At 63.8% G+C, this 19,369-nt stretch carries 15 protein-coding genes; 12 read left to right on the top strand and 3 right to left on the bottom strand.

The window, feature by feature from the left end:
* Positions 1-24: 24 nt before the first annotated feature.
* The 5 genes from DESFRDRAFT_RS00570 to DESFRDRAFT_RS00550 all read left to right on the top strand — a co-directional run bounded on the left by DESFRDRAFT_RS00570 (position 25) and on the right by DESFRDRAFT_RS00550 (position 6,792).
* A complete protein-coding gene (locus DESFRDRAFT_RS00570; protein ID WP_005990097.1) occupies positions 25-1,089 on the top strand; it encodes a phosphotransacetylase family protein in 1,065 nt (354 codons plus the stop codon).
* Between the two features lie 149 nt (positions 1,090-1,238).
* Positions 1,239-2,870 (top strand): L-lactate permease, encoded by a 1,632-nt coding sequence (locus tag DESFRDRAFT_RS00565; protein ID WP_005990096.1) that lies wholly within the window; start codon positions 1,239-1,241, stop codon positions 2,868-2,870.
* A gap of 81 nt (positions 2,871-2,951) precedes the next feature.
* Complete coding sequence (locus DESFRDRAFT_RS00560; RefSeq protein ID WP_005990094.1) at positions 2,952-3,578, top strand: LutC/YkgG family protein; 627 nt, start codon at positions 2,952-2,954, stop codon at positions 3,576-3,578.
* A complete protein-coding gene (ldhH, locus tag DESFRDRAFT_RS00555) occupies positions 3,579-5,738 on the top strand; it encodes an L-lactate dehydrogenase (quinone) large subunit LdhH (RefSeq protein ID WP_005990092.1) in 2,160 nt (719 codons plus the stop codon).
* A 142-nt stretch (positions 5,739-5,880) separates the two neighbouring features.
* Positions 5,881-6,792 (top strand): hypothetical protein, encoded by a 912-nt coding sequence (locus tag DESFRDRAFT_RS00550; protein ID WP_005990090.1) that lies wholly within the window; start codon positions 5,881-5,883, stop codon positions 6,790-6,792.
* A gap of 167 nt (positions 6,793-6,959) precedes the next feature.
* Here DESFRDRAFT_RS00550 and DESFRDRAFT_RS00545 read toward each other — a convergent pair whose 3' ends face one another.
* Positions 6,960-7,472 (bottom strand): hypothetical protein, encoded by a 513-nt coding sequence (locus DESFRDRAFT_RS00545; protein ID WP_005990087.1) that lies wholly within the window; start codon positions 7,470-7,472, stop codon positions 6,960-6,962.
* Positions 7,473-7,774: 302 nt separating this feature from the next.
* Between DESFRDRAFT_RS00545 and DESFRDRAFT_RS00540 the strand changes: the two genes are divergently transcribed.
* Positions 7,775-9,487, top strand: a complete 1,713-nt coding sequence (locus tag DESFRDRAFT_RS00540; RefSeq protein ID WP_005990085.1) for a methyl-accepting chemotaxis protein — start codon at positions 7,775-7,777, stop codon at positions 9,485-9,487.
* A 321-nt stretch (positions 9,488-9,808) separates the two neighbouring features.
* Here DESFRDRAFT_RS00540 and DESFRDRAFT_RS00535 read toward each other — a convergent pair whose 3' ends face one another.
* Both DESFRDRAFT_RS00535 and DESFRDRAFT_RS00530 read right to left on the bottom strand, forming a co-directional pair.
* Complete coding sequence (locus DESFRDRAFT_RS00535) at positions 9,809-10,315, bottom strand: hypothetical protein (protein ID WP_005990083.1); 507 nt, start codon at positions 10,313-10,315, stop codon at positions 9,809-9,811.
* 29 nt (positions 10,316-10,344) lie between these two features.
* The gene (locus DESFRDRAFT_RS00530; RefSeq protein WP_005990081.1) at positions 10,345-12,453 is read right to left on the bottom strand and encodes a thioredoxin domain-containing protein; all 2,109 of its coding nucleotides are present in this window, start codon (positions 12,451-12,453) and stop codon (positions 10,345-10,347) included.
* A 154-nt stretch (positions 12,454-12,607) separates the two neighbouring features.
* Between DESFRDRAFT_RS00530 and DESFRDRAFT_RS00525 the strand changes: the two genes are divergently transcribed.
* The 6 genes from DESFRDRAFT_RS00525 to hypF all read left to right on the top strand — a co-directional run bounded on the left by DESFRDRAFT_RS00525 (position 12,608) and on the right by hypF (position 19,268).
* A complete protein-coding gene (locus tag DESFRDRAFT_RS00525) occupies positions 12,608-12,988 on the top strand; it encodes a response regulator (protein WP_005990079.1) in 381 nt (126 codons plus the stop codon).
* Positions 12,989-13,000: 12 nt separating this feature from the next.
* Positions 13,001-13,435, top strand: a complete 435-nt coding sequence (locus DESFRDRAFT_RS00520; RefSeq protein ID WP_005990077.1) for a response regulator — start codon at positions 13,001-13,003, stop codon at positions 13,433-13,435.
* Positions 13,432-14,877, top strand: a complete 1,446-nt coding sequence (locus DESFRDRAFT_RS00515) for an LbetaH domain-containing protein (RefSeq protein ID WP_005990075.1) — start codon at positions 13,432-13,434, stop codon at positions 14,875-14,877. The genes DESFRDRAFT_RS00520 and DESFRDRAFT_RS00515 overlap by 4 nt, the downstream gene beginning before the upstream one ends.
* 158 nt (positions 14,878-15,035) lie before the next feature.
* The gene (locus DESFRDRAFT_RS00510; protein ID WP_005990072.1) at positions 15,036-15,554 is read left to right on the top strand and encodes a type 1 glutamine amidotransferase domain-containing protein; all 519 of its coding nucleotides are present in this window, start codon (positions 15,036-15,038) and stop codon (positions 15,552-15,554) included.
* A gap of 405 nt (positions 15,555-15,959) precedes the next feature.
* Positions 15,960-16,898, top strand: coding sequence for a DUF362 domain-containing protein (locus DESFRDRAFT_RS00505; protein ID WP_005990070.1), 939 nt, complete (start codon positions 15,960-15,962; stop codon positions 16,896-16,898).
* A 30-nt stretch (positions 16,899-16,928) separates the two neighbouring features.
* Entirely contained in the window at positions 16,929-19,268 is a 2,340-nt protein-coding gene (gene hypF / locus DESFRDRAFT_RS00500) for a carbamoyltransferase HypF (RefSeq protein WP_005990068.1), read from the top strand.
* Positions 19,269-19,369 lie beyond the last annotated feature (101 nt).

The following is a 19,369-nucleotide window of genomic DNA, read 5'->3' as shown; positions in this document are numbered from 1 at the left end:
GCAGAATCCAGGAGGAACAATCCTATGATCGGTCTCTATATCGGGTCCACGCAGGGATATTCGGGCAAAAACCTCGTCACTCTGGCTTTGGGGCAGCAGTTTCAGCGCGAAGGCAAGACGCTCGGCTACATGAAGCCCGTCGGCGCCGTGCCCCACAAGATCAACAACCAGATCGGCGACGAGGACGCCCATTTCATGCAGCAGGCCCTGGGCCTGTCGGAATCCCCCTCGCTGGTCACTCCCGTGGTCATCACCCGGGATTTCCATATGCGCGCCTTCCTGGAGGATTGCGCCAACCTGATGCCGGGCATCGTCGACAGCTATAAAAAGCTCTCCGCCGGCAAGGACCTCATGCTGGTCGGCGGCTCGGGCAGCTTCCTGTACTCCGGCAAGTACTGCGGCGTGGACGGCGTGTCCGTTGCCGGCGCCATCGGGGCTAAGGTCCTGCTCGTCGACCGCTATATCCAGGAATACAACTACGACTACCTGGCCGCGGCCAAGGAAGCCCTGGGCGAAGACCTGGTCGGCGTCATCCTAAACGACGTGCCCGAACACTTCCGCGAGGAAGCCGAGACGCTGATCGTGCCCTTCCTCAAGCGGCGCGGCGTGGACGTGCTCGGCATCGTGCCCCACGACCCCATCATGTTCGCCGTGCGCGCGGGCGACTTGGCTCATGGCCTGGGCGGACGCATGATCACCACCGGTGGCCGCACCGACAATCTGGTGGTCAACTTCCTGATCGGCACCATGCAGGTGGAGAACTTCATCACCTTCTTCAAGCGTCATAAGGACGTGGCCATCCTGTGCGGCGGCGACCGGGCCGACCTGCAACTCGTGGCCCTGGAAGGCGGCTGCGCGGCGCTGATCCTGACCGGCAACCTCTACCCCAACGACATCATCCTGGCCAAGGCCGAGGACAAGGGCGTGCCGGTCATCGTGGTGCGCGACGATACCTTCACTGTGGCCAAAAAAATGGAACTCATCCTGACGCGCGAAAAACTGCGCGACAAATCCCGCATCGAACACGGCTCCAAGCTCGTTCTGCAGGCGGTCAACATGCCTGTGCTCAAAAAGAATCTGGGAATCTAGCGTCTTCCATGCCTGAAGCGCGTCCGTCGCCGGCGCGCTTCGGGCTGGAAACGCCTAGCCTACCGTAAAGGGCGGTAACGGCCCGCACCCGCCCTCGGCGACGGGAACGGGAGCGGCTGGTCTCATATCCAAACCAAAGGAGCGAAGAAATGACGTGGGTCCAACAGTACCAACCGCTTGGAAGTGTGGGCCTGTCCGCGCTGGTGGCAGGCATTCCCCTCTACATTTTGTTCTACATGCTGGCCGTCAAACGCAAAGCCGGCCACAAGGCCGCCTTCGTGGCCACGGCCCTGGCCGTCATCCTGGCCATCGTGGCCTGGGGCATGCCGGTCGGCCTGGCCATTGACGCCACCGTGTACGGCGCGGCCTTCGGTCTTTTTCCCATCGTGTGGATCGTGGTCACGGCCATCTGGGTCTACAACATGACGGTCGAATCGGGCGAATTCAACATCATCAAGAACTCCCTGGCCCAGATCACCGACGACCGCCGGCTCCAGGCCATCTTCATCGCCTTCGCCTTCGGCTCGTTTATTGAGGGCACGGCCGGTTTCGGCACGCCCGTCGCCATCACCGCCGCCATGCTGGTGGGCCTCGGGTTCAACCCGCTCTACGCCGCCGGCATCTGCCTGATCGCCAACACCGCCCCGGTGGCCTTCGGCGCCATCGGCATCCCCGTCGTGGTCGCGGCCAAGGTCACCGACCTCGACATGATGAAGATCAGCCAGATCATCGGCCGCCAGTTGCCGTTCCTGTCCGTGATCATTCCGTTGTGGCTGTCGGTCACCATGTGCGGCTTCAAACGCTCCATGGAAGTCCTGCCCGCCATCATCGTGGCCGGCGTGTGCTTCGCCGGATCCCAGTTCCTGGTCTCCAACTTTGTCGGCCCGTACCTGCCCGACATCATTTCGGCCATCATCACCATCCTCGGCCTGGGCCTGTTCCTCAAGGTCTGGAAGCCGAAAAACGTGTGGCATTTCCCGGACGAGCCGCCCGCGGCCGACCGCAAGGTCGCCTCGGAATACTCCGGCGGCGAGATCCTGCGCGCCTGGATGCCCTATATCATCCTGGCCGTCATGGTTTTCCTGTGGGGCCTTAATCCGGTCAAGGTGCTGCTCAAACCCTTCGGCTTCGCCTTCCAGTGGCCGGGCCTGCACAACGTCGTCATCAAGACCGCGCCCATCGTGGCCGCCAACACCCCCTACGGCGCGGTGTTCAACGTCAACATCGGCTCCGCCGCCGGCACGGCCATCCTCATCGCCGGCCTGATCGCGGTCCTTTTCATGCCCAACTACGGTTACGGCAAGGCCATCGCCTGCTTTTTCCGCACCATCAAGCAACTGCGCTACCCCATCCTGACCATCGCCCTGATCCTGGGCCTGGCCTACATCATGAACTACTCGGGCATGAGCTCGTCCATGGGGTTGGCCTTTACCGCCACTGGCGCGCTGTTCCCGTTCTTCTCCCCGATCCTCGGCTGGCTCGGCGTCTTCCTGACCGGTTCCGACACCTCGTCCAACGCGCTTTTCGGCGCCCTGCAAAAGACCACCGCCCAGCAGATCGGCGTGGACCCGCACCTGTGCGTGGCCGCCAACTCCTCGGGCGGCGTCACCGGCAAGATGATCTCGCCCCAGTCCATTGCCGTGGCCACCGCCGCCACGGACATGGTCGGGCAGGAAGGCAACATCTTCCGCTTCACCCTGGGCCATTCCGTGGCCATGACCCTGTTCGTGTGCGTGCTGACGCTCCTTCAGGCCTATGCCCTGAAGTGGATGCTGCCCTAGCCGTCGCGTAAGCTTCCCACGTCCCGGCCGCGATGCCCTCGCCTCCGGCCGGGACGTTTCCGTCAGCCAAGAGAGGTTCCCATGTCGACTTCCCCTTCCCTCGTCGACCGTATGCAGGAAAAGGCCGCCCTGGCGGCTGCCGTCGTTTCCAAAGTCGCCTCCATGGACGAGGCCATCGCCTACGTGGCCGACGTGTGCGCAAATAAGGAAGCCTGCCAGATCCTGGCCTCGGGCTGCGCCGAGCCGCTTTCCGAGACGGGCGAAGACCTTTGCCGCAGCAAGCGGGAAAAAATCATCTGCGCCCCGGACATGCCGGAAGACGTCGTGACCGCCCTTGCCGCCCTGTGCGCGGATCGCGGCATCGCCGTCACCACCAAGGGCATGCGGCAGCGTCTCGGCGGCATCGACATCGCCCTGACCACGGCCGCCGCAGGCATCGCCGAAACCGGCACCATTGTCGTGCGTTCCACCGACGAGGAGGTCCGGCTGGCCACCATGGTGGCCGAAACCCACATCGCCGTGCTCCCCGCCGACGCCATCGTGGCCGATTCCTACGACCTCGAGGAACAGATGGCCGCCTGGATGGCCGGTCCGGACTACACGGCCTTTATCACCGGCCCCAGCCGCACCGCCGACATCGAACGGGTGCTGGCCCTTGGCGTGCACGGCCCCCTGGAACTGCACATCCTCATCCTGGAGGGCAAGTAGATGCAAGACGCCGCCAATCTCAAGGCCTACCGCAAGCAGTTGCGCGAAGCCCTGGACAACGAATTTCAGCGCCAGGCCCTGGACAAGTTCGCCGTGGCCTACCGCACCTCGCGCTCCAACGCCTTCGCCGGCATCGACGCCCCGGAACTGATCGCGGAGATCGCCGCGGCCAAGGACGCCGCCGTGGACCATCTCCCCGAACTCTTCGAGGAGTTCAAGCGCCACGCCGAAGCGGCCGGAACCAAGGTCCACTGGGCCGCCACAGCCCACGAGGCCAACGAGATCATCGCCGCCATCGCCAAGGATAACGGCGTGCGCACCGTGGTCAAATCCAAGTCCATGACGGCCGAGGAAATCCACTTAAACGACCATCTGGAAGGGCAAGGGCTGGAGGTCACGGAAACGGACCTCGGCGAGTGGATCATCCAGCTGCGCCACGAAGGCCCTTCCCACATGGTCATGCCCGCCATCCACCTTTCCCGCTACCAGGTGGCCGACCTTTTCACCGAGGTCACCCACAAGCAGCAGGACGTGGACATCCAAAAGCTGGTCAAGGTGGCCCGGCGCGAGCTGCGGCCCAAATACTGCCAGGCTGACATGGGCATTTCCGGGGCCAACTTCGCCATCGCCGCCACAGGCTCCATCGGCATCATCACCAACGAGGGCAACGCCCGGCTGACCACCACCCTGCCCCGGGTCCACGTGGCCCTGGCCGGCATCGACAAGCTGGCGCCGACGCTCCACGAGGCGCTTCGCATCATCAAGTGCCTGCCCAAAAACGCCACCGGCCAGGCGATCACTTCCTACGTCACCTGGATCACGGGCGCGGTGCCGGCGGCGAGCGCCACGGACGGCAAAAAAGTCCACCATGTGGTTTTCCTGGACAACGGCCGCATGGCCATGGCCCGGGACCCGGAATTCAAGCAGGTGCTGCGCTGCATCCGCTGCGGGGCCTGCGCCAACGTCTGCCCCATCTACCGCCTCGTCGGCGGCCACAAATACGGCCACGTCTACATCGGGGCCATAGGACTTGTGGCCACCTACTTCTTCCACGGCCGGGACAAGGCCAAGAACCTGGTGCAAAACTGCCTCAACTGCGGCGCGTGCAAGGCCGTGTGCGCCGCCGGCATCGACCTGCCGACCCTGATCAAGGAAATCCACGCCCGCATCCAGGACGAGGAAGGCCATCCGCTCTATTCCCGCGCCGTGGGGCAGGTGCTCAAAAACCGCACGCTCTTCCACACCATGCTCAAATCGGCCCGCCTGGCCCAAAAGCCCGTGACCGGCGGCACGCCGTTCCTGCGCCATCTGCCCATGTTCCTCTTCAAGGACCACGACTTCCGGGCGCTTCCGGCCATCGCGGACACCGCCTTTCGCGAGCGTTGGGAAAAAATCCGGCCCCGGGTGGATAAGGCGGACGTCAAAGTGGCGCTTTTCTCGGGCTGCGTGCAGGATTTCGTTTATCCAGAGCAGATGGAGGCGGCCGTGGCCGTCATCGCCAGCCGTCCCGGCGTGGCCATGGACTACCCCATGGGCCAGTCCTGCTGCGGCCTGCCGCTGATGATGCTCGGCGAAAAAAAGGCGGCCAAGGAACTGGCCGCCCACAACATGAACGCCATCGACGCCCAGGGGTTCGACTACATCGTCACCCTTTGCGCTTCGTGCGCCTCCTACCTCAAGCACGGCTACAAGCGCCTGTTCAAGGACGATCCGGCAATGGCCTTCAAGGCCGCCCAGTTCACGGACCGGGTCATGGACTTCAGCTCCTTCGTCCACGATGTGCTCGGCATGGCGGACGAGTCCTTCGCCGGCCCGTCCAAGGACGTCACCTACCACGCGCCCTGCCATCTGTGCCGGGGGCTTGGCGTGACCGAGGCCCCGCGCGAGCTCCTGCGCGACGCCGGCCTCAACTATATTCCGGCGGCCGAAGAGGACGTGTGCTGCGGTTTCGGCGGCAGCTTCTCGGTCAAGTTCCCGGAGCTGTCCAAGGAGCTTTTGCGCAAGAAGATCGACAACCTCAAGGCCACCGGCGCCAGAGCCATGGCCACCGACTGCCCGGGCTGCATCATGCAGATTCGCGGCGGTTTCGAGCACGACGGCACGACCTTCGAGGTGCGCCATGTGGCCGAATACCTGGCCGAGCGCCTGAAGCGCAAATAAGGCCCCGCCCACGAAGACATCCCGGAAAGGCCGCGGCACCTGTCGCGGCCTTTCCTTTTTTTCATGTCCGACGACGTGCCGTCGCTTGTCGCCCCGCCGAGGCGGCGGTACAACGCCGCAAAAGCCATCGCAAGGAGGGCCCATGCCGACTACCCTTTGCCTGTCGCGCCGTCGCCCCCTGCCTATTGCCGCCTGTCTGGCCCTGGTCGCCGCGCTGCTTGCGGCCCTGGTCCTTTCCGGCTGCTCCGGGAACAATCTGCACGACAGGCTGCGCATCCTGCAGGAAAAACGGCAGCGGATCGAAGCGGTCCGCACCGATCTGCTCCTGGCCGTCAACGCCGAAAAAAGCGCCCTGCTTTCCCCGACCCAGGCCGACGCCAAGGCCGATCTGGCCACGGCCCGCCAGGGCATGGAAAACCTGGGCAAGGAAATGGAGACGTTGGCGGGATTGATCGACAAGGACGGCAACGCCAAGGAAAAAGCCGCCTTTGCCGCAATTGACGCCGATTTCGCGGAAATGGCCCGCATCGACGAGACCTTGGGCGGCCTTATCGGGCGCAACACGAATCTCCGGGCGGCCATGCTCTCGCGCACCGAGGCGGCCCTGGCCGTCAGCCGCCTGCAACATGCCCTGACCCCGGTGATCGATGCGCCCTTCTGTCCGGCCAGCCGGGAGGCCCTGCGCATCGTGACCGCCGCCCTGTCCATCCTGTCGCTGCATGCCCAACACATCGACGAAGCGACCGCCGCCGGCATGGACGCCCTGGAAGCGGCCATGAACCGTCAGGACGCCAAAGCCCGGGCCGGCTTCGACCATCTCGCCGGCCTGCTGCCGCCGGACACCCAGCAGGAAATCCTGCCCCAGTCCAAGGCCGCTTACGGCGATTTCTGGCGCGCCACCCAGGAAGTGATCCGCCTCTCGCGGCTCAACACCAACATTCAGGCGCAGTCCCTGACCGTGGGCCGCAAACGCCTGCTGACAGCCAAAACCCTGTCCGACCTGGCCACCCTGGAAACCCTGGTGGGACAGGGCGAATTCACCGCCACGCGTTAGCGCGCTGGGGAGAGTAAGGGGAAGGGGAAAAAGGATGCGAGAGGGGAACCCTTTTTGAAAAAAGGGTTCCCCTCTCGCGCTCTCCCTTCCCAAAAACTTCTCCCTGTTCAAGTTGGCTCTCGATATCCAACCTTTCTCATAGCAAAAGTCTTGGGAAAAGTTTCCCCTCAAACTTCGCTTTTGGGGCAGGAAGCGCGCAGGTGGCACATGGCGCAGCCCCCGGCGTAGGGATCATGGGTCATGACGGCGTATTGGACGCTGACGCTGCCGGCATCGTTCCAGACCAGCCCCAACCGTTCCAGGCGTCGCTTGAGGTCGCGGTCGGGCGTGGGCAGCGGGGCGCAGGCCCCGGCCTCGATTTCCGGCACGCATTGCGCCGCCGCGCCCATGACCATGGACACGGCCAGATTGTGCAGGGCAAAGCCTTCCGACGGCGAACGCGCCCAGGCTTCCTCGACCATGCCCTCGACCACGGGCTCCAGGAAAAAAAGCACCACGCCCCGGCGCGCCCCGGGAGCCGAGAACCGGTAGCCTTTGAGATATTCCTTGAAGGCGTCCCAGTGCTGCAGACACAGATTGCACTGCGCCTGCTCCACCTTGGCCGCCCCGGACACCTTGAGATACAGGTAAAGATCGAATTCCGGATTGGGATCGAGCTTTTCCACATTGATCTTGCCCAAACTCTCCTCCCCTAATGAATTCGACCGGATGTAGCCCAGCGAGGCCGCAACCTCAAGACCTGATCGGGCAAAAGCCAGCAGCATAGTGTCATTGCGACCATCTCTGGCAAGGCCCCCCTTGCTTTCGCAATTATTTGCTTCTAACATGTGATGTGGAATTATCTCTTCCGCCTGGATGTTGTTTTGCCAGAGCGGCTTTGTTTTCGCAGGAATTCCACTGTGAACAGGCCTGCCATACCTACGGAAGTCGCAGATTGTTTGGCGCACCCGCGCAATGCCACTTGACAACGCCAGGAGAAACCATGCGCTCAAAAATACGCCTTTCGACGAAGCTCGTCATTTCTTTCGGACTACTGATACTATTGCTCATTTTTAGCAACGTCACGGCCATATTTCTCCTATCGAACACGAATTCAAAAATCATAGACCTCTCACAAAATTGGCTTCCAAGTGTGGATGCTATCTCGAATATCCAGAATTCAATTGACACTTTGTATCGGACGGAATTGATGCATATCCTTTCCACCGACAAGACCAGCATAGAAAAGTACGATACAATGATCGTTTCTATTGATAAAGAAACAAGCACATACATTGCAACCTACGAAAAACTCATCAGTTCAGACAACGAGCGCAACATCTTCAACCAATTTCAAAGGGATTTCTCCCAGTATAAAACAGTAGCCACACGTCTCCTCGACCTTTCGCGCCAAAATGAAAATGAAAAAGCCAAAGCACTGGCCGAAGGAGAATCCCAAGAGCTTTTTGCCAAAGTGACCGAGGAGATGGGCAAGCTCGTCAACATCAACAAGGAAGGCGCCAAGGTTTCGGCCATCGCCGGCAACACGGCTTACAACCAGGGCCGCACCATGCTCATCATACTTGCGATCGCCTCCACGCTGATCGGCCTGGCCGTGTGCGTCGTGATCATACGCGGCGTTTCGCGCCAGCTCGGCGAGGACCCGGCCTATCTCCAGGAAGTAGCCAGCCGCATAGCCGCCGGTGAAATGGATATCCGCTTCAACGACCACACGGGTGACGGCGGGGTCTTCGCCGTGCTCAAGCAGATGGTGGAGAACCTGAAGCTGAAAATCGCGGAAGCGGACGGAAAGACGGCCGAAGCGGCCGAGGAAGCGAAAAAGGCTCATCAAGCCACCGAAGCCGCCGACAAAGCCCGTCTCGAAGCCGAAAACGCCAAGGCCGAAGGCATGTTGCAGGCAGCCCAGCGACTATCCTCCGTGGTCGATATCCTGTCCTCCGCCTCGCAGCAGCTTTCGGCCCAGGTCGAGCAGTCCAGCCAGGGCGCGGAAGACCAGTCGCGGAGGTTGGGCGAAACGGCCACGGCCATGGAGGAAATGAACGCCACGGTGCTGGAAGTGGCCAAAAACGCCTCCCAGGCGGCGGAGACCTCGGCCCAGGCCCGGGGCAAGGCCGAGGACGGCTCAAACGCCGTAAGCCAAATGGTCGCCTTCATGGAGCAGATCAACGCCAATGCCCGGGAGTCCCTCGACGACATGGGCACCCTGGGCAAGCAGGCGGAAAACATCGGCCAGATCTTAAACGTCATCTCCGACATCGCCGACCAGACCAACCTGCTGGCGCTCAATGCCGCCATCGAGGCCGCCCGGGCCGGCGAGGCCGGACGCGGCTTCGCCGTGGTCGCGGATGAGGTCCGGAAACTGGCGGAAAAAACCATGACCGCCACCAAGGAAGTCGGCGACTCGATTCGCGGCATACAATCCGGCACCCGCAAGAACTACGACAACGTGGCCCAGGCCGTCGATGCCGTCGGCGAAGCCACAACCCTGGCCGGCAAGTCCGGGGAGATGCTGCGCGAGATCGTCAGCCTCGTCGACGCCAGCGCCGATCAGGTGCGCTCCATCGCCACGGCCTCCGAGCAGCAATCCTCGGCCAGCGAGGAGATCAACCGCTCGGTGGAGGAGGTCAACCGCATCGCCTCGGAAACCATGGATGCCCTGCGCCAGTCCTCCCAGGCCGTGGGCGAACTGGCCTAGCAGGCCCAGGAACTCAACACCATGGTCCAGGAGATGCAGGGATCGGGCGGCGCGGCCACAGGCCAAAAATCCCTGCCCCACGCCGGCCGCCGCCGCGCTTTGGCATAAGGAGTGAGAAGAGGGAAGAGAATGCGAGAGGGGAAACCCTTTGAAAAGGGTTGTCCCCTCTCGCGCTCTCCCCTTCCTAAACCTTTTAAAAGTTAGAGTGCGATATGAGATGATTTCTGGTTGTTCGATCCAACCGACACACCTTGACGCATAATAAAGCCCCCGGCCGTGATTGCGACCGGGGGCTCGTGCTTGCGATTAGGCGAGCCAAGGTCAGCGCAGGGCGGCCTTGGTGGCGAAATAAATGATGCCGCCCGCCCCGAGAAGAACCAGCGCCAGGACAAAGACGACTTGCCGGGTCGATCCGAAACGCCGGGTGGAAGTGCCCTGGTCCATGGCTCTGGCGCGCCTGAGGGACAGGACGACCAGCGGGATCGCGACGAGCAGGCCACAGGTTTCCAGCACCGTCAAGAGAGGCGGCATGGGATCGGCCGAAACCGGGAAAATCCCGGCCAGATCGAGCAGATACACAAGCGCGAAAAGGACGCCGCAAAGCGCCGCTTCCACGAAAGCCGCCCGCTGTCCGCGAAGTGCCCAATAGGCCACGACAAGGCTGCACACGCCAAGGGTGGTGAGAAACGTGTTGAACGTGAGCACCGCCACAGGGGGCAACACGGAAAAGCCGCGCGTCTCCACCGGACCGCCCGGGACCATGACCGCCAACAGCCCGACGGAGAGCACCAGGAGAAAGGCGATCCCGTAGCGCGCCTCAAGCCGCATACCGCCCCCGCCAGGGTTGTTTAACCGCCTCACCGGCCACCGCCGTGCGCGCCAATAAGTTCAAGCAAAGTCGCCGCGTCGGCCGTGGGCGGCTGGCATGAGCCGGCCCGGCAGACATGGGCCGCCGCCGCCCCGTCAAGGGGCAGCTGGAAGCGGGTAAAGGGCGCGATGGCCGCGATCTCCGGGTCATCCTCTCCGGCCGGGCGCAGCACCACCGCCACTTCGGGCAGGTAGCGGTCGAAGATTGTCCGGGCCAGGACCTGGGTGTCGGCCGCGTCGGGATCGCCGGCCAGGGTCACCTCGGCCGCCGGGGCCAGCATCTGGGACAGGCTGCACAGGAAAAAGGCATAGCCCGAGGGATGCTCGGCCACGCGCCCCCCCGCCGCCTTGGCGAGTTTTGCCGCCTCTTCCCGAAACGACTTTTCGCCGGTCAGGCGAAAAAGCGTGGTCAGGACGAAAAAGGCCACGCTGTTGCCCGAGGGCACGGCCGCGTCGTAAAAGGTCTTCTGGCGCAAAAGAAGCGATTCGCCGTCGTCCGGGGACAGAAAAAAACCGCCGGCCCCGTCGCCGAAATGGGCGATCATGGCCTTGGCCAGGGCCGCGGCCCGCTCAAGATAACGCGGCGCGAAAACGGTCTGGTAGAGTTCCACAAGGCCCCAGGCAAAAAACGCGTAGTCGTCGAGCATGCCCGCCACGGCAGCCTCGCCCTGACGCAGCCGATGCAACAGCCGGTCCTCGGGCAAGGCCATCTTTTCCAGGAGGAAATCCGCCGCCGCCACGGCCCGCGCGGCAAGAGCCTCGTCATTGAACGCCCGGGCCGCTTTGGCCAGCGCGGCCAGCATGAGCCCGTTGTTGTCCGTCAGCACCTTGTCGTCGCAAAGAGGGCGCGCCCGCTTTTCCCGAACGGCCAGAAGCGCGGCACGGCACGTCTCCAAGCGCGCGGCCAGCGCGGCAACGCTTGTGCCCCTCCCCGCCGCCGCATCCTCAAGCGACCGGGGCAGATGCAAAATGTTGGTCCCGGTGGCCACGCCCGTGGCTTCGTCACGGAAATTGCCGGTCGCCTCGACGCCGTAGACATCGACGACAAGCTGGGCATCCTCCGGCGGGAGCGCCTCACGGATTTCCGCTTCGGTCCAGACGTAGAATTTGCCTTCGACGCCTTCGCTGTCCGCGTCCTCGGCGCTGTAAAACACCCCGTCGGGACTCGTCAGGTCACGCCGGACATACTCCAGGGCTTCGAGCGCCGTATCCTTGAGCCAAACCTCGCCCGTCGCTTGCCAGGCCTCGACGCAGGCCATGACGCATAGCGCCTGGTCGTAGAGCATCTTTTCGAAATGGGGCACCAGCCAGCCCGCGTCGGTGCTGTAGCGGTGAAAGCCGAACCCGACATGGTCGTACACGCCGCCGCGCCGCATGGCGGAAAGCGTCGCAGTGACCATGGCGAGGAGGTCCTTATTGCCGGTCCGGCGGTATTCGCGCAGCAAAAGCAACAGGTTGTGGGGTGCGGGAAATTTGGGTGCGCTGCCGAAACCGCCGTTTTCCACGTCGAAGCTGGCGGCGAGTTCCCCGGTCGCGGCCTCAAGCTCGACCGTTCCGGGTTCGGCCGCGCCTGTCCCGTCCCGGGCCGTGATCTGGTCGCGCACCGCGCCGAGGAGCTGGGCCGCGTTGCCGATCACCGCCTGCCGGTTGCTTTTCCAGGCCATGTGGACCCGCTGGAGCAGCTCACGCATGCCGGTGCGGCCGAACCCCGATTCCTTGGGGAAATAGGTGCCGGCGAAAAAGGGTTCGCCGTCCGGGGTCAAAAACACATTGAGCGGCCAGCCCCCCCGGCCGGTCAGCGCCTGGCAAAACGTCATGTAAAGCGTGTCCAGGTCCGGCCGCTCTTCCCGGTCGACCTTGATCGCCACCACAATGGCCCGCATCAGCGCCGCAATGTCCTCGTCCTCGAAGCTTTCGCGCTCCATCACATGGCACCAGTGGCAGGTGGAATAGCCGATGGACAGGAAAATGGGCTTGTCCTCGGCCTTGGCCAGGGCAAACGCCTCCTCGCCCCAGGGATACCAGTCCACGGGGTTGTGGGCGTGCTGTTGCAGATAGGGACTCTTTTCGTTGATCAGGCGGTTGGCTTTGCGCGACATGTCGTCCTCCCTGGGGCGTTGTAACAGGGAAAGACGGTTTTGCAACCGTTGGGACCGCGACGGGCATTCGCGTCGGAAACCGTTTCTCCTTGAAGCTTTTCCCGTCCTACGGTATGGAATCCAATCTCATTGTGAAATCGGGAGCAAGCGATCCATGACGGAAAAAACGGTGCTTCTGGTAGACGACGAGGCGGGATTGACGGCTGTTCTGGCCAAGCGCCTGACGGCCCGGGGCCTGACCGTGAAAACGGCCGGCTCGGGCGAGGAAGGCCTGTCCATCCTGAGAGACGACAAGGACATCGCCCTGACCGTGCTCGACATCAACATGCCGGGCCTCGACGGTCTGGAAACCCTCAAAGCCCTCAAGTCCCTGCGCCCCGAAGTGGAGGCGATCATCCTCACCGGCTATCCTTCGGTCGAAAGCGCCCTGGAAGGCATGCGCCTGGGAGCTTACGAATTTCTGTCCAAGCCCTGTGACACGGAAGAACTGTACGCGCGGGTGATGGAGGCGCTGGCCCGCGCCGACACCCGGTAAAAGGGAAAGGCCATGACCATGAAAACCGTTTTGCTGGTCGATGACGAGGAAAACCTCCGATTCGCGCTTTCGAGCTGGCTGACCAAGCAGGGGCTCTCGGTGCTGACCGCCGCCTCCGGCGAGGAAGCCATCGACATCGTACGAGGCGACCCGGCCGTGGCCGTGGCCGTGCTCGACGTCAACATGCCGGGCTTAAACGGCATCGAAACGCTCTCGGCACTCAAGGCCCTGCGCCCCGAGCTGGAATCGATCATCGTCACCGGCTACCCCACCGTGGAATACGCGCTGGAAGGCATGCGCCTGGGGGCCGTGGAATACTTAAGCAAGCCCTGCGACATCCACCACCTCTACGAGGTGGTGCAAAAAGCGTTGTCCCGGGCGGCCAGCAACCCGCGTTTTGCCGACAACGGCTCCGACGCGGCCGATCCGGCGGAGACCAGGGGATGAAGCAGCTGCAGCGAATTCTCAATAACGTCATCAACCGTACCAACATCAACCTGCGGCGCAGTTCCATCGACGTCGGCCCGTATGTCAGCGGCGCGGTTCCCCAGGAGAAGTACGCGCAGTTCTACGCGTTTTACGCCGTCTCTACCGAACACCCCCTGTTCTTCAACTTCCAGTGTTCCTCCCTGGCCGGCTCCTACTTCTTCGGCAAATGCGACGTGCAGCACTCCGTGATGTACAAATGCGACGTCCGGGGCGACGAGCTCAAATCCCTGGCCAAGGGATTCAACGTGGACGGCACCAACGTCCGACTGCACAGCGACGAGGTCATAAGGATCGTCGACAGCTTCCTCAACAAGACCCTTATCCACAGCTTCAGCCACGACCCGGAATTCCCCGAGGAATTCCTCATCAAAAACACCGTGGCCCTGTCCTACGCCAATATCCACGGTTCCCCGGTCATGGGCTCCTTCCTGGGGCCTTTTTGCACCATCGACCTGTGCACCGTGCAAAACAGCTGCATCGGCGCCTACGCCTACGTCCAGGTCGCCGACCTGCAGCCCTCGGTGATCGACCCCGGGCATATCTGGATCCGCAACAAATCCGGCGACGAATTCATTTATGATTACGCCCCGGAAATCGTCTCCAAATACATCTCCGTCGCCCCGAACGAACGCGCCAAGGGCCTGTTCATGGACTTCGTGGACAGCCACAAGCGCGATTTCGAGCGGGTCTTCGGCTTCCTCTACGCCTCGCGCCCCGAATCCTACGCCCCCGGCTCCTTCGTCTCCCGTTATGCCGTGGTCAAGGGCGAAACCAGCATCGGCGAGAATGTCCTGGTGGCCCAGCGCGCCTACCTGGAGAACGCCCATCTGGGCAAGGGGGCCAATGCCCAGGAAAACAGCTACGTGATCGATTCGTACCTCGAGGGCTACGACGTCACGGCCCACGGAGCCAAGATCATCGGCAGCCGGCTCGGCACCAACGTCTTCGTCGGCTTCAATTCCTTCCTGCGCGGCACGCCCGAAGCCCCGCTCACCGTGGGCGAAGGCGCGGTCATCGTGCCCCATACCATCATCGACCTGGTCGAACCCGTCACCATTCCGGCCGGATACGTCGTGTGGGGCTACGTGACCAAACAGGCCGACCTCGCCACCCAGGCCGTGTCCATCGAGGATTTCGCCAAAGTTGACGGCGAGGTCACCATCGGGGCCATGACGTTTTCTGGCAACGGCGAACGCTTCATCCGCGCCTTCCAGCACCGCATCCACCACATCCTCCACGATAACGGCGCCTACTACGACGGCAAGGACAACCTCGGCCACGCCCAAAAAACCAAGAACATCACCTACAACCTCATCCAGCCCTACGTGGAAGGCGGCTTCAAGGGTGTCTACCCGAACATACGCATCTTCCCCCTGTGTCCGGACGACCTCTGCATGTAGCCATCCCGTGTACGCAACGCCCCGGCTCCGGCGTTCCCTCCGGCCGGGGCGTTTTTTCATGGCCCGTCCCCCCCTGTTGCCAAGCCGCTTCGCCTGTCGCATATACTGGAGGTTGGAGTTGACAGTTCCGCCAACCCCGAAACAACGGGAGCGACGCCATGAACGCCAAAAAAGCCCTCATCATATCGGCCGACAATTTCGAAGACACCGAACTGCTTTACCCGCTCTACCGTCTCCAGGAAGCCGGCTTCCACGTCGATCTGGCCGCGCCCGAGGCCGGGGAGATCACCGGCAAGCACGGCTACAAGGTCAAGGCCAACCTCGGTGTCGCCGCCATGGAATCAGCCGGTTCGTGCGGCTACAGCCTGCTCGTGCTGCCCGGCGGCAAGGCCCCGGCAACCTTGCGAAAGATCCCCAAGGTCATCGACATCGCCACCGACTTTGCCTCCTCCGGCATCCCCATCGCCGCCATCTGCCACGGCCCGCAAATCCTGGTCACCGCCCGCCTGTTGCGCGGCCGCCATGCCACCTGCTACAAGACCGTCGCCGACGAACTCAAGGAAGCCGGAGCGCTCTATGAAGACAAATCCGTGGTGGTCGACGGCTCCCTCGTCACCTCCCGCGAACCCGGCGACCTGCCCGACTTCATGCGCGAAGTCATGCGCAAGGTTGGGTAGGAGGGAAGAGGGGAAGAGGCATCGGGGGGGAGGGAACCCCTTTTTGAAAAAAGGGGTTCCCTCCCCCCCGATGCCCCCACCCTCCCCAAAAACTTTTAAAAGGGGCAAGTTAGAAAAATATTTTTCAACTTGATCCCCTTTCGCCCCGAAGGGGCGACGGCGTGGTGGCGGCGGAATTTGCCTGGGACGAGCTTGTCGCGAAGCGACATGCACCGTCCCGAAAAATTCCGCCGCCATCTTCCACTCTCCGCCTGACCGCAAGCCAGCCAAGCTCCCGCCCGGCCAAAGCACACCGGAAGGGGGGTCCGGGGGGCCCGTGGCCTCCCGGCGGGTCCAAGGCAGCGCCCTGGCCGGGGTGCGGGGGCGGGCCCCCGCCGCCGCCAATACATGGAGGGACTCCCCGCAATGCCGCATGCCGTTTTCCTACGCCGTTTCGCCGGCTACGACGCGCCGGAACTGGACGCTGTCGTGGCCGAACTGCTGACGTCCGCCGGATGCCCGGTCGGGCGCGGCGACACGGTGCTGGTCAAGCCCAACCTCGTGGCGCCCCGCAATATGGCCTTGTCCTGTTCCGAGCCGCGCGTGGTGCGGGCGGTCTGCCGGCATCTGCTGGCGCGGGGGGCGGTCGTGACCGTGGCCGATTCCCCGGCGTTTGGCACCGGGCGCATCATGGCCAGGCTGTCGGGGCTGACCGAGGCGCTCGCCGGCCTGCCGGTGACAGTGACCAGCCTGAACGGGCCGCGCCAAGTGCGGTTGGCGCATGGGGGGCGCATCGGCATTTCCCGACTGGCCCTGGAAGCGGACCACATTGTCAGCGTTGCCCGGTTCAAATGCCACGATCAGATGGGGATGACGCTGGCGGTCAAGAATTTCTTCGGCTGCGTCTGCGGGTTTCGAAAATCGATGGCCCACCAGCGCCTGGGCAAGGACCGGGGCCGATTCTCCCGGATGATCCTGGACGTTCTGGCCGCCTTGCCGCCAACGACCTCGCTGTTGGACGGCATCACGGCCATGCACAAACACGGCCCGGCCTACGGCGAGGCGTTTCCCTTGGGGATGCTGGCGGCGGCGGCCAATCCCGTGGCCCTGGATACGGCGATCTACACCCGGTTTGGGCTTGCGCCCCGGGACGTTCCGCTCTGGGGACAAGCCTGGGACCTGGGCATTCCGGGAGCCAAGGCAGAGGACCTCGTCTTCCCCATGGAGCGGCCGGAGGCCTTCGATATCGCCGGATTCGAGCTCCCCGCCAGGCTCGCGCCGCTTTGCTTCGAGCCCAAACGTTTTATTACGGGCCGGCTGCGCAGCCTCATGCTCACTTTTGGCCGTCCCCCCAAGTCCCGTTGACACGCGGTCAAAGACGGCTACCTTCCCCCCATGCCAATACGCGAACGCTGCCGCCACCTTGTGGCCGGCCAGGTCCAGGGAGTGGGATTCCGCCCATTCGTCTACAGGCTGGCCCGGGAGCTTGAGCTCGGGGGATTCGTCCAGAACACGCCCGAGGGCGTGGTCATCGAGGTCGAGGGGCTCCCGGAGGCGGTCGCCGCGTTCGGCCGCCGCCTGCTGGCGGAAATTCCGCCCCTGGCCCGCATTCTCCATCACGACCAAGCCCCGGCCGAACCAAGCGGCGAGACAACGTTTCGCATCGACAAAAGCGCTCCCGGCAGCGGCCATGAGGTGCTTATCAGCCCGGATGTGGCCACCTGCCCCGACTGCCTGGCCGACATGACCGATCCGGCCAATAGGCGTTTCCGCTATCCCTTCACCAACTGCACCAACTGCGGGCCACGCTACACCATCACCCGCAGCGTGCCCTACGACCGGGAAACCACCTCCATGGCCTGTTTCCCGTTGTGCCCGGACTGCGCCGCCGAATACGCCGATCCGGCCGACCGCCGGTTCCATGCCCAGCCCAATGCCTGCCCGGTGTGCGGGCCCGAGGTCTGGCTGACGGACGCCTCGGGGTCGCGCCTGGCCGAGGGCGATGCGGCCATCAAGCGTCTTGCCCGGGCCCTGGCGGACGGAGCCATCGCGGCGGTCAAGGGGCTCGGCGGCTTCCATCTGCTGTGCGACGCGACCAACGACGCGACCGTGCGGGAACTGCGCCGACGCAAGCACCGGCCGTCCAAGGCCCTGGCGATCATGGTGCCGCACCTCGACGCGGCCAAGTGTATCGGCGCGGTGGGGCCGCGCGCCGAAAAGCTGCTCACCGGCACGGCACGGCCCATCACCCTCGTGCCCGTGCGCCCGGAGAGCGGCCTGTCCCCGGCCATCGCGCCGGATACGGCCGAAATCGGCATCATGCTCCCCTACACGCCCCTGCACCACATCCTGCTTGGCGACTATGCCGCGGCCATCGGGCCGGAGCGGCCGGCGGCGCTGGTTGCGACTTCGGGCAATGCCGGCGGCGAGCCCATAAGCCTGGGCAACCGCGAGGCGCTGTCCCGACTTGCCGCCATCGCCGACATCTTTCTCCTGCATAACCGGGACATCCTGATCCGCACCGACGATTCCGTGGTCCGGCCCCTGGAAGCCGATGTCGCCCCGGACGGCGGGCATACGCCGCGACACATGTTTTTGCGCCGGGCCAGGGGCTACGTGCCCAGTCCCGTCATTCTGCCCGTGTCCGGGCCGCCGGTCGCCGGGCTGGGGCCCATGCTCAAGGCCACGCTGTGCCTGACCAAGGGCAACCAGGCCTTTGTCAGCCAGCACATCGGCGACCTGGAATCCCTGGAAGCCTTCGGGTTCTACGAGGAGATCCTGGACCATCTGCAAGGGGTGCTCAAGGTGCGGCCCGAGGCGCTGGTGGCCGATCTGCACCCGGATTACCCCTCCACCCGCTTCGCCCTGGAACAAAACGCCGTGCCGGTGCTGCGCCTGCAGCACCATGTCGCCCACATATACGCCGTCCTAGCCGAACATGGCCTCATGGAGCCGGTCTTGGGGCTGGCCCTGGACGGCACGGGCCTTGGCGAGGACGGCACGCTTTGGGGCGGGGAATGCCTGCTCGTCGATCCGGGCGCGGGAACCCACGAACGGCTGGGACATTTCGCGCCCATGCGCCTGCCCGGCGGGGACGCGGCCGTACGCGAACCCTGGCGCATCGCCCAGGCCTGCCATTTTCTTTTGGGCCACAAGGCGCCGGGCGACGGCCTGCCGTGGCCCTGGATCACGGGCCGGGAAAGCGCCACGCGGCTTGTCGGGACCATGCTGGAAAAGGGACTCAATTGTCCGGTGACCACAAGCTGCGGCCGGCTCTTCGACGCGGTGGCGGCGGCCATCGGCGTGTGCCGGGCCATCGAGTACGAAGGCCAGGCGGCCATCCTGCTGGAGCGTGTCCAGGATATGACGGAAACACGTCGATACGACTGCCCTGTAACTTCCGGCACCCCGGCGCGACTGGAGACGTTGGAACTTTTTCGACAGGCGGCGGGCGACGCGGCCCGGGGAGAACCAGTGGGCCGTATCGCCCGCCGGTTCCATCTGGGGCTGGTCGCTGGCCTGGCCGCCCTGGCCGGGGAAGCGGCGTCCCGCACGGGCATCGACAAGGTCGCCCTTTCCGGCGGCGTGCTGCAAAATCGGACGATCGCGACACTCCTGCCTTCAGCCCTGCATGCCCGGGGCCTTGTACCGCTTAGCCATGAGAAGGTGCCGGCCAACGACGGCGGCATCAGCCTGGGACAATCTTTTTATGGAATTTCCGTGACTCAACGGTGACTTTTTATACATTTTTTACACAAGTATCGATTGTTATTATCTATCCAATTAGTAGAAAATTATTGACAGCCCGATTGAAGCATCGTAGGCATTCGCGGGCC

Source organism: Solidesulfovibrio fructosivorans JJ] (assembly GCF_000179555.1).
GTDB classification, from domain to species: domain Bacteria; phylum Desulfobacterota; class Desulfovibrionia; order Desulfovibrionales; family Desulfovibrionaceae; genus Solidesulfovibrio; species Solidesulfovibrio fructosivorans.
Note: the sequence above shows the minus strand (reverse complement) of the source record. Positions and strands in the feature narration are given on the sequence as shown.

Excerpts from the sequence above, each read along its gene's own strand:
- DESFRDRAFT_RS00570 (WP_005990097.1), top strand. The coding sequence starts at position 25 with ATGATCGGTCTCTATATCGGGTCCACGCAGGGATATTCGGGCAAAAAC.
- DESFRDRAFT_RS00565 (WP_005990096.1), top strand. The coding sequence starts at position 1,239 with ATGACGTGGGTCCAACAGTACCAACCGCTTGGAAGTGTGGGCCTGTCC.
- DESFRDRAFT_RS00560 (WP_005990094.1), top strand. The coding sequence starts at position 2,952 with ATGTCGACTTCCCCTTCCCTCGTCGACCGTATGCAGGAAAAGGCCGCC.
- ldhH (WP_005990092.1), top strand. The coding sequence starts at position 3,579 with ATGCAAGACGCCGCCAATCTCAAGGCCTACCGCAAGCAGTTGCGCGAA.
- DESFRDRAFT_RS00550 (WP_005990090.1), top strand. The coding sequence starts at position 5,881 with ATGCCGACTACCCTTTGCCTGTCGCGCCGTCGCCCCCTGCCTATTGCC.
- DESFRDRAFT_RS00540 (WP_005990085.1), top strand. The coding sequence starts at position 7,775 with ATGCGCTCAAAAATACGCCTTTCGACGAAGCTCGTCATTTCTTTCGGA.
- DESFRDRAFT_RS00535 (WP_005990083.1), bottom strand. The coding sequence starts at position 10,315 with ATGCGGCTTGAGGCGCGCTACGGGATCGCCTTTCTCCTGGTGCTCTCC.
- DESFRDRAFT_RS00530 (WP_005990081.1), bottom strand. The coding sequence starts at position 12,453 with ATGTCGCGCAAAGCCAACCGCCTGATCAACGAAAAGAGTCCCTATCTG.
- DESFRDRAFT_RS00525 (WP_005990079.1), top strand. The coding sequence starts at position 12,608 with ATGACGGAAAAAACGGTGCTTCTGGTAGACGACGAGGCGGGATTGACG.
- DESFRDRAFT_RS00520 (WP_005990077.1), top strand. The coding sequence starts at position 13,001 with ATGACCATGAAAACCGTTTTGCTGGTCGATGACGAGGAAAACCTCCGA.
- DESFRDRAFT_RS00515 (WP_005990075.1), top strand. The coding sequence starts at position 13,432 with ATGAAGCAGCTGCAGCGAATTCTCAATAACGTCATCAACCGTACCAAC.
- DESFRDRAFT_RS00510 (WP_005990072.1), top strand. The coding sequence starts at position 15,036 with ATGAACGCCAAAAAAGCCCTCATCATATCGGCCGACAATTTCGAAGAC.
- DESFRDRAFT_RS00505 (WP_005990070.1), top strand. The coding sequence starts at position 15,960 with ATGCCGCATGCCGTTTTCCTACGCCGTTTCGCCGGCTACGACGCGCCG.
- hypF (WP_005990068.1), top strand. The coding sequence starts at position 16,929 with ATGCCAATACGCGAACGCTGCCGCCACCTTGTGGCCGGCCAGGTCCAG.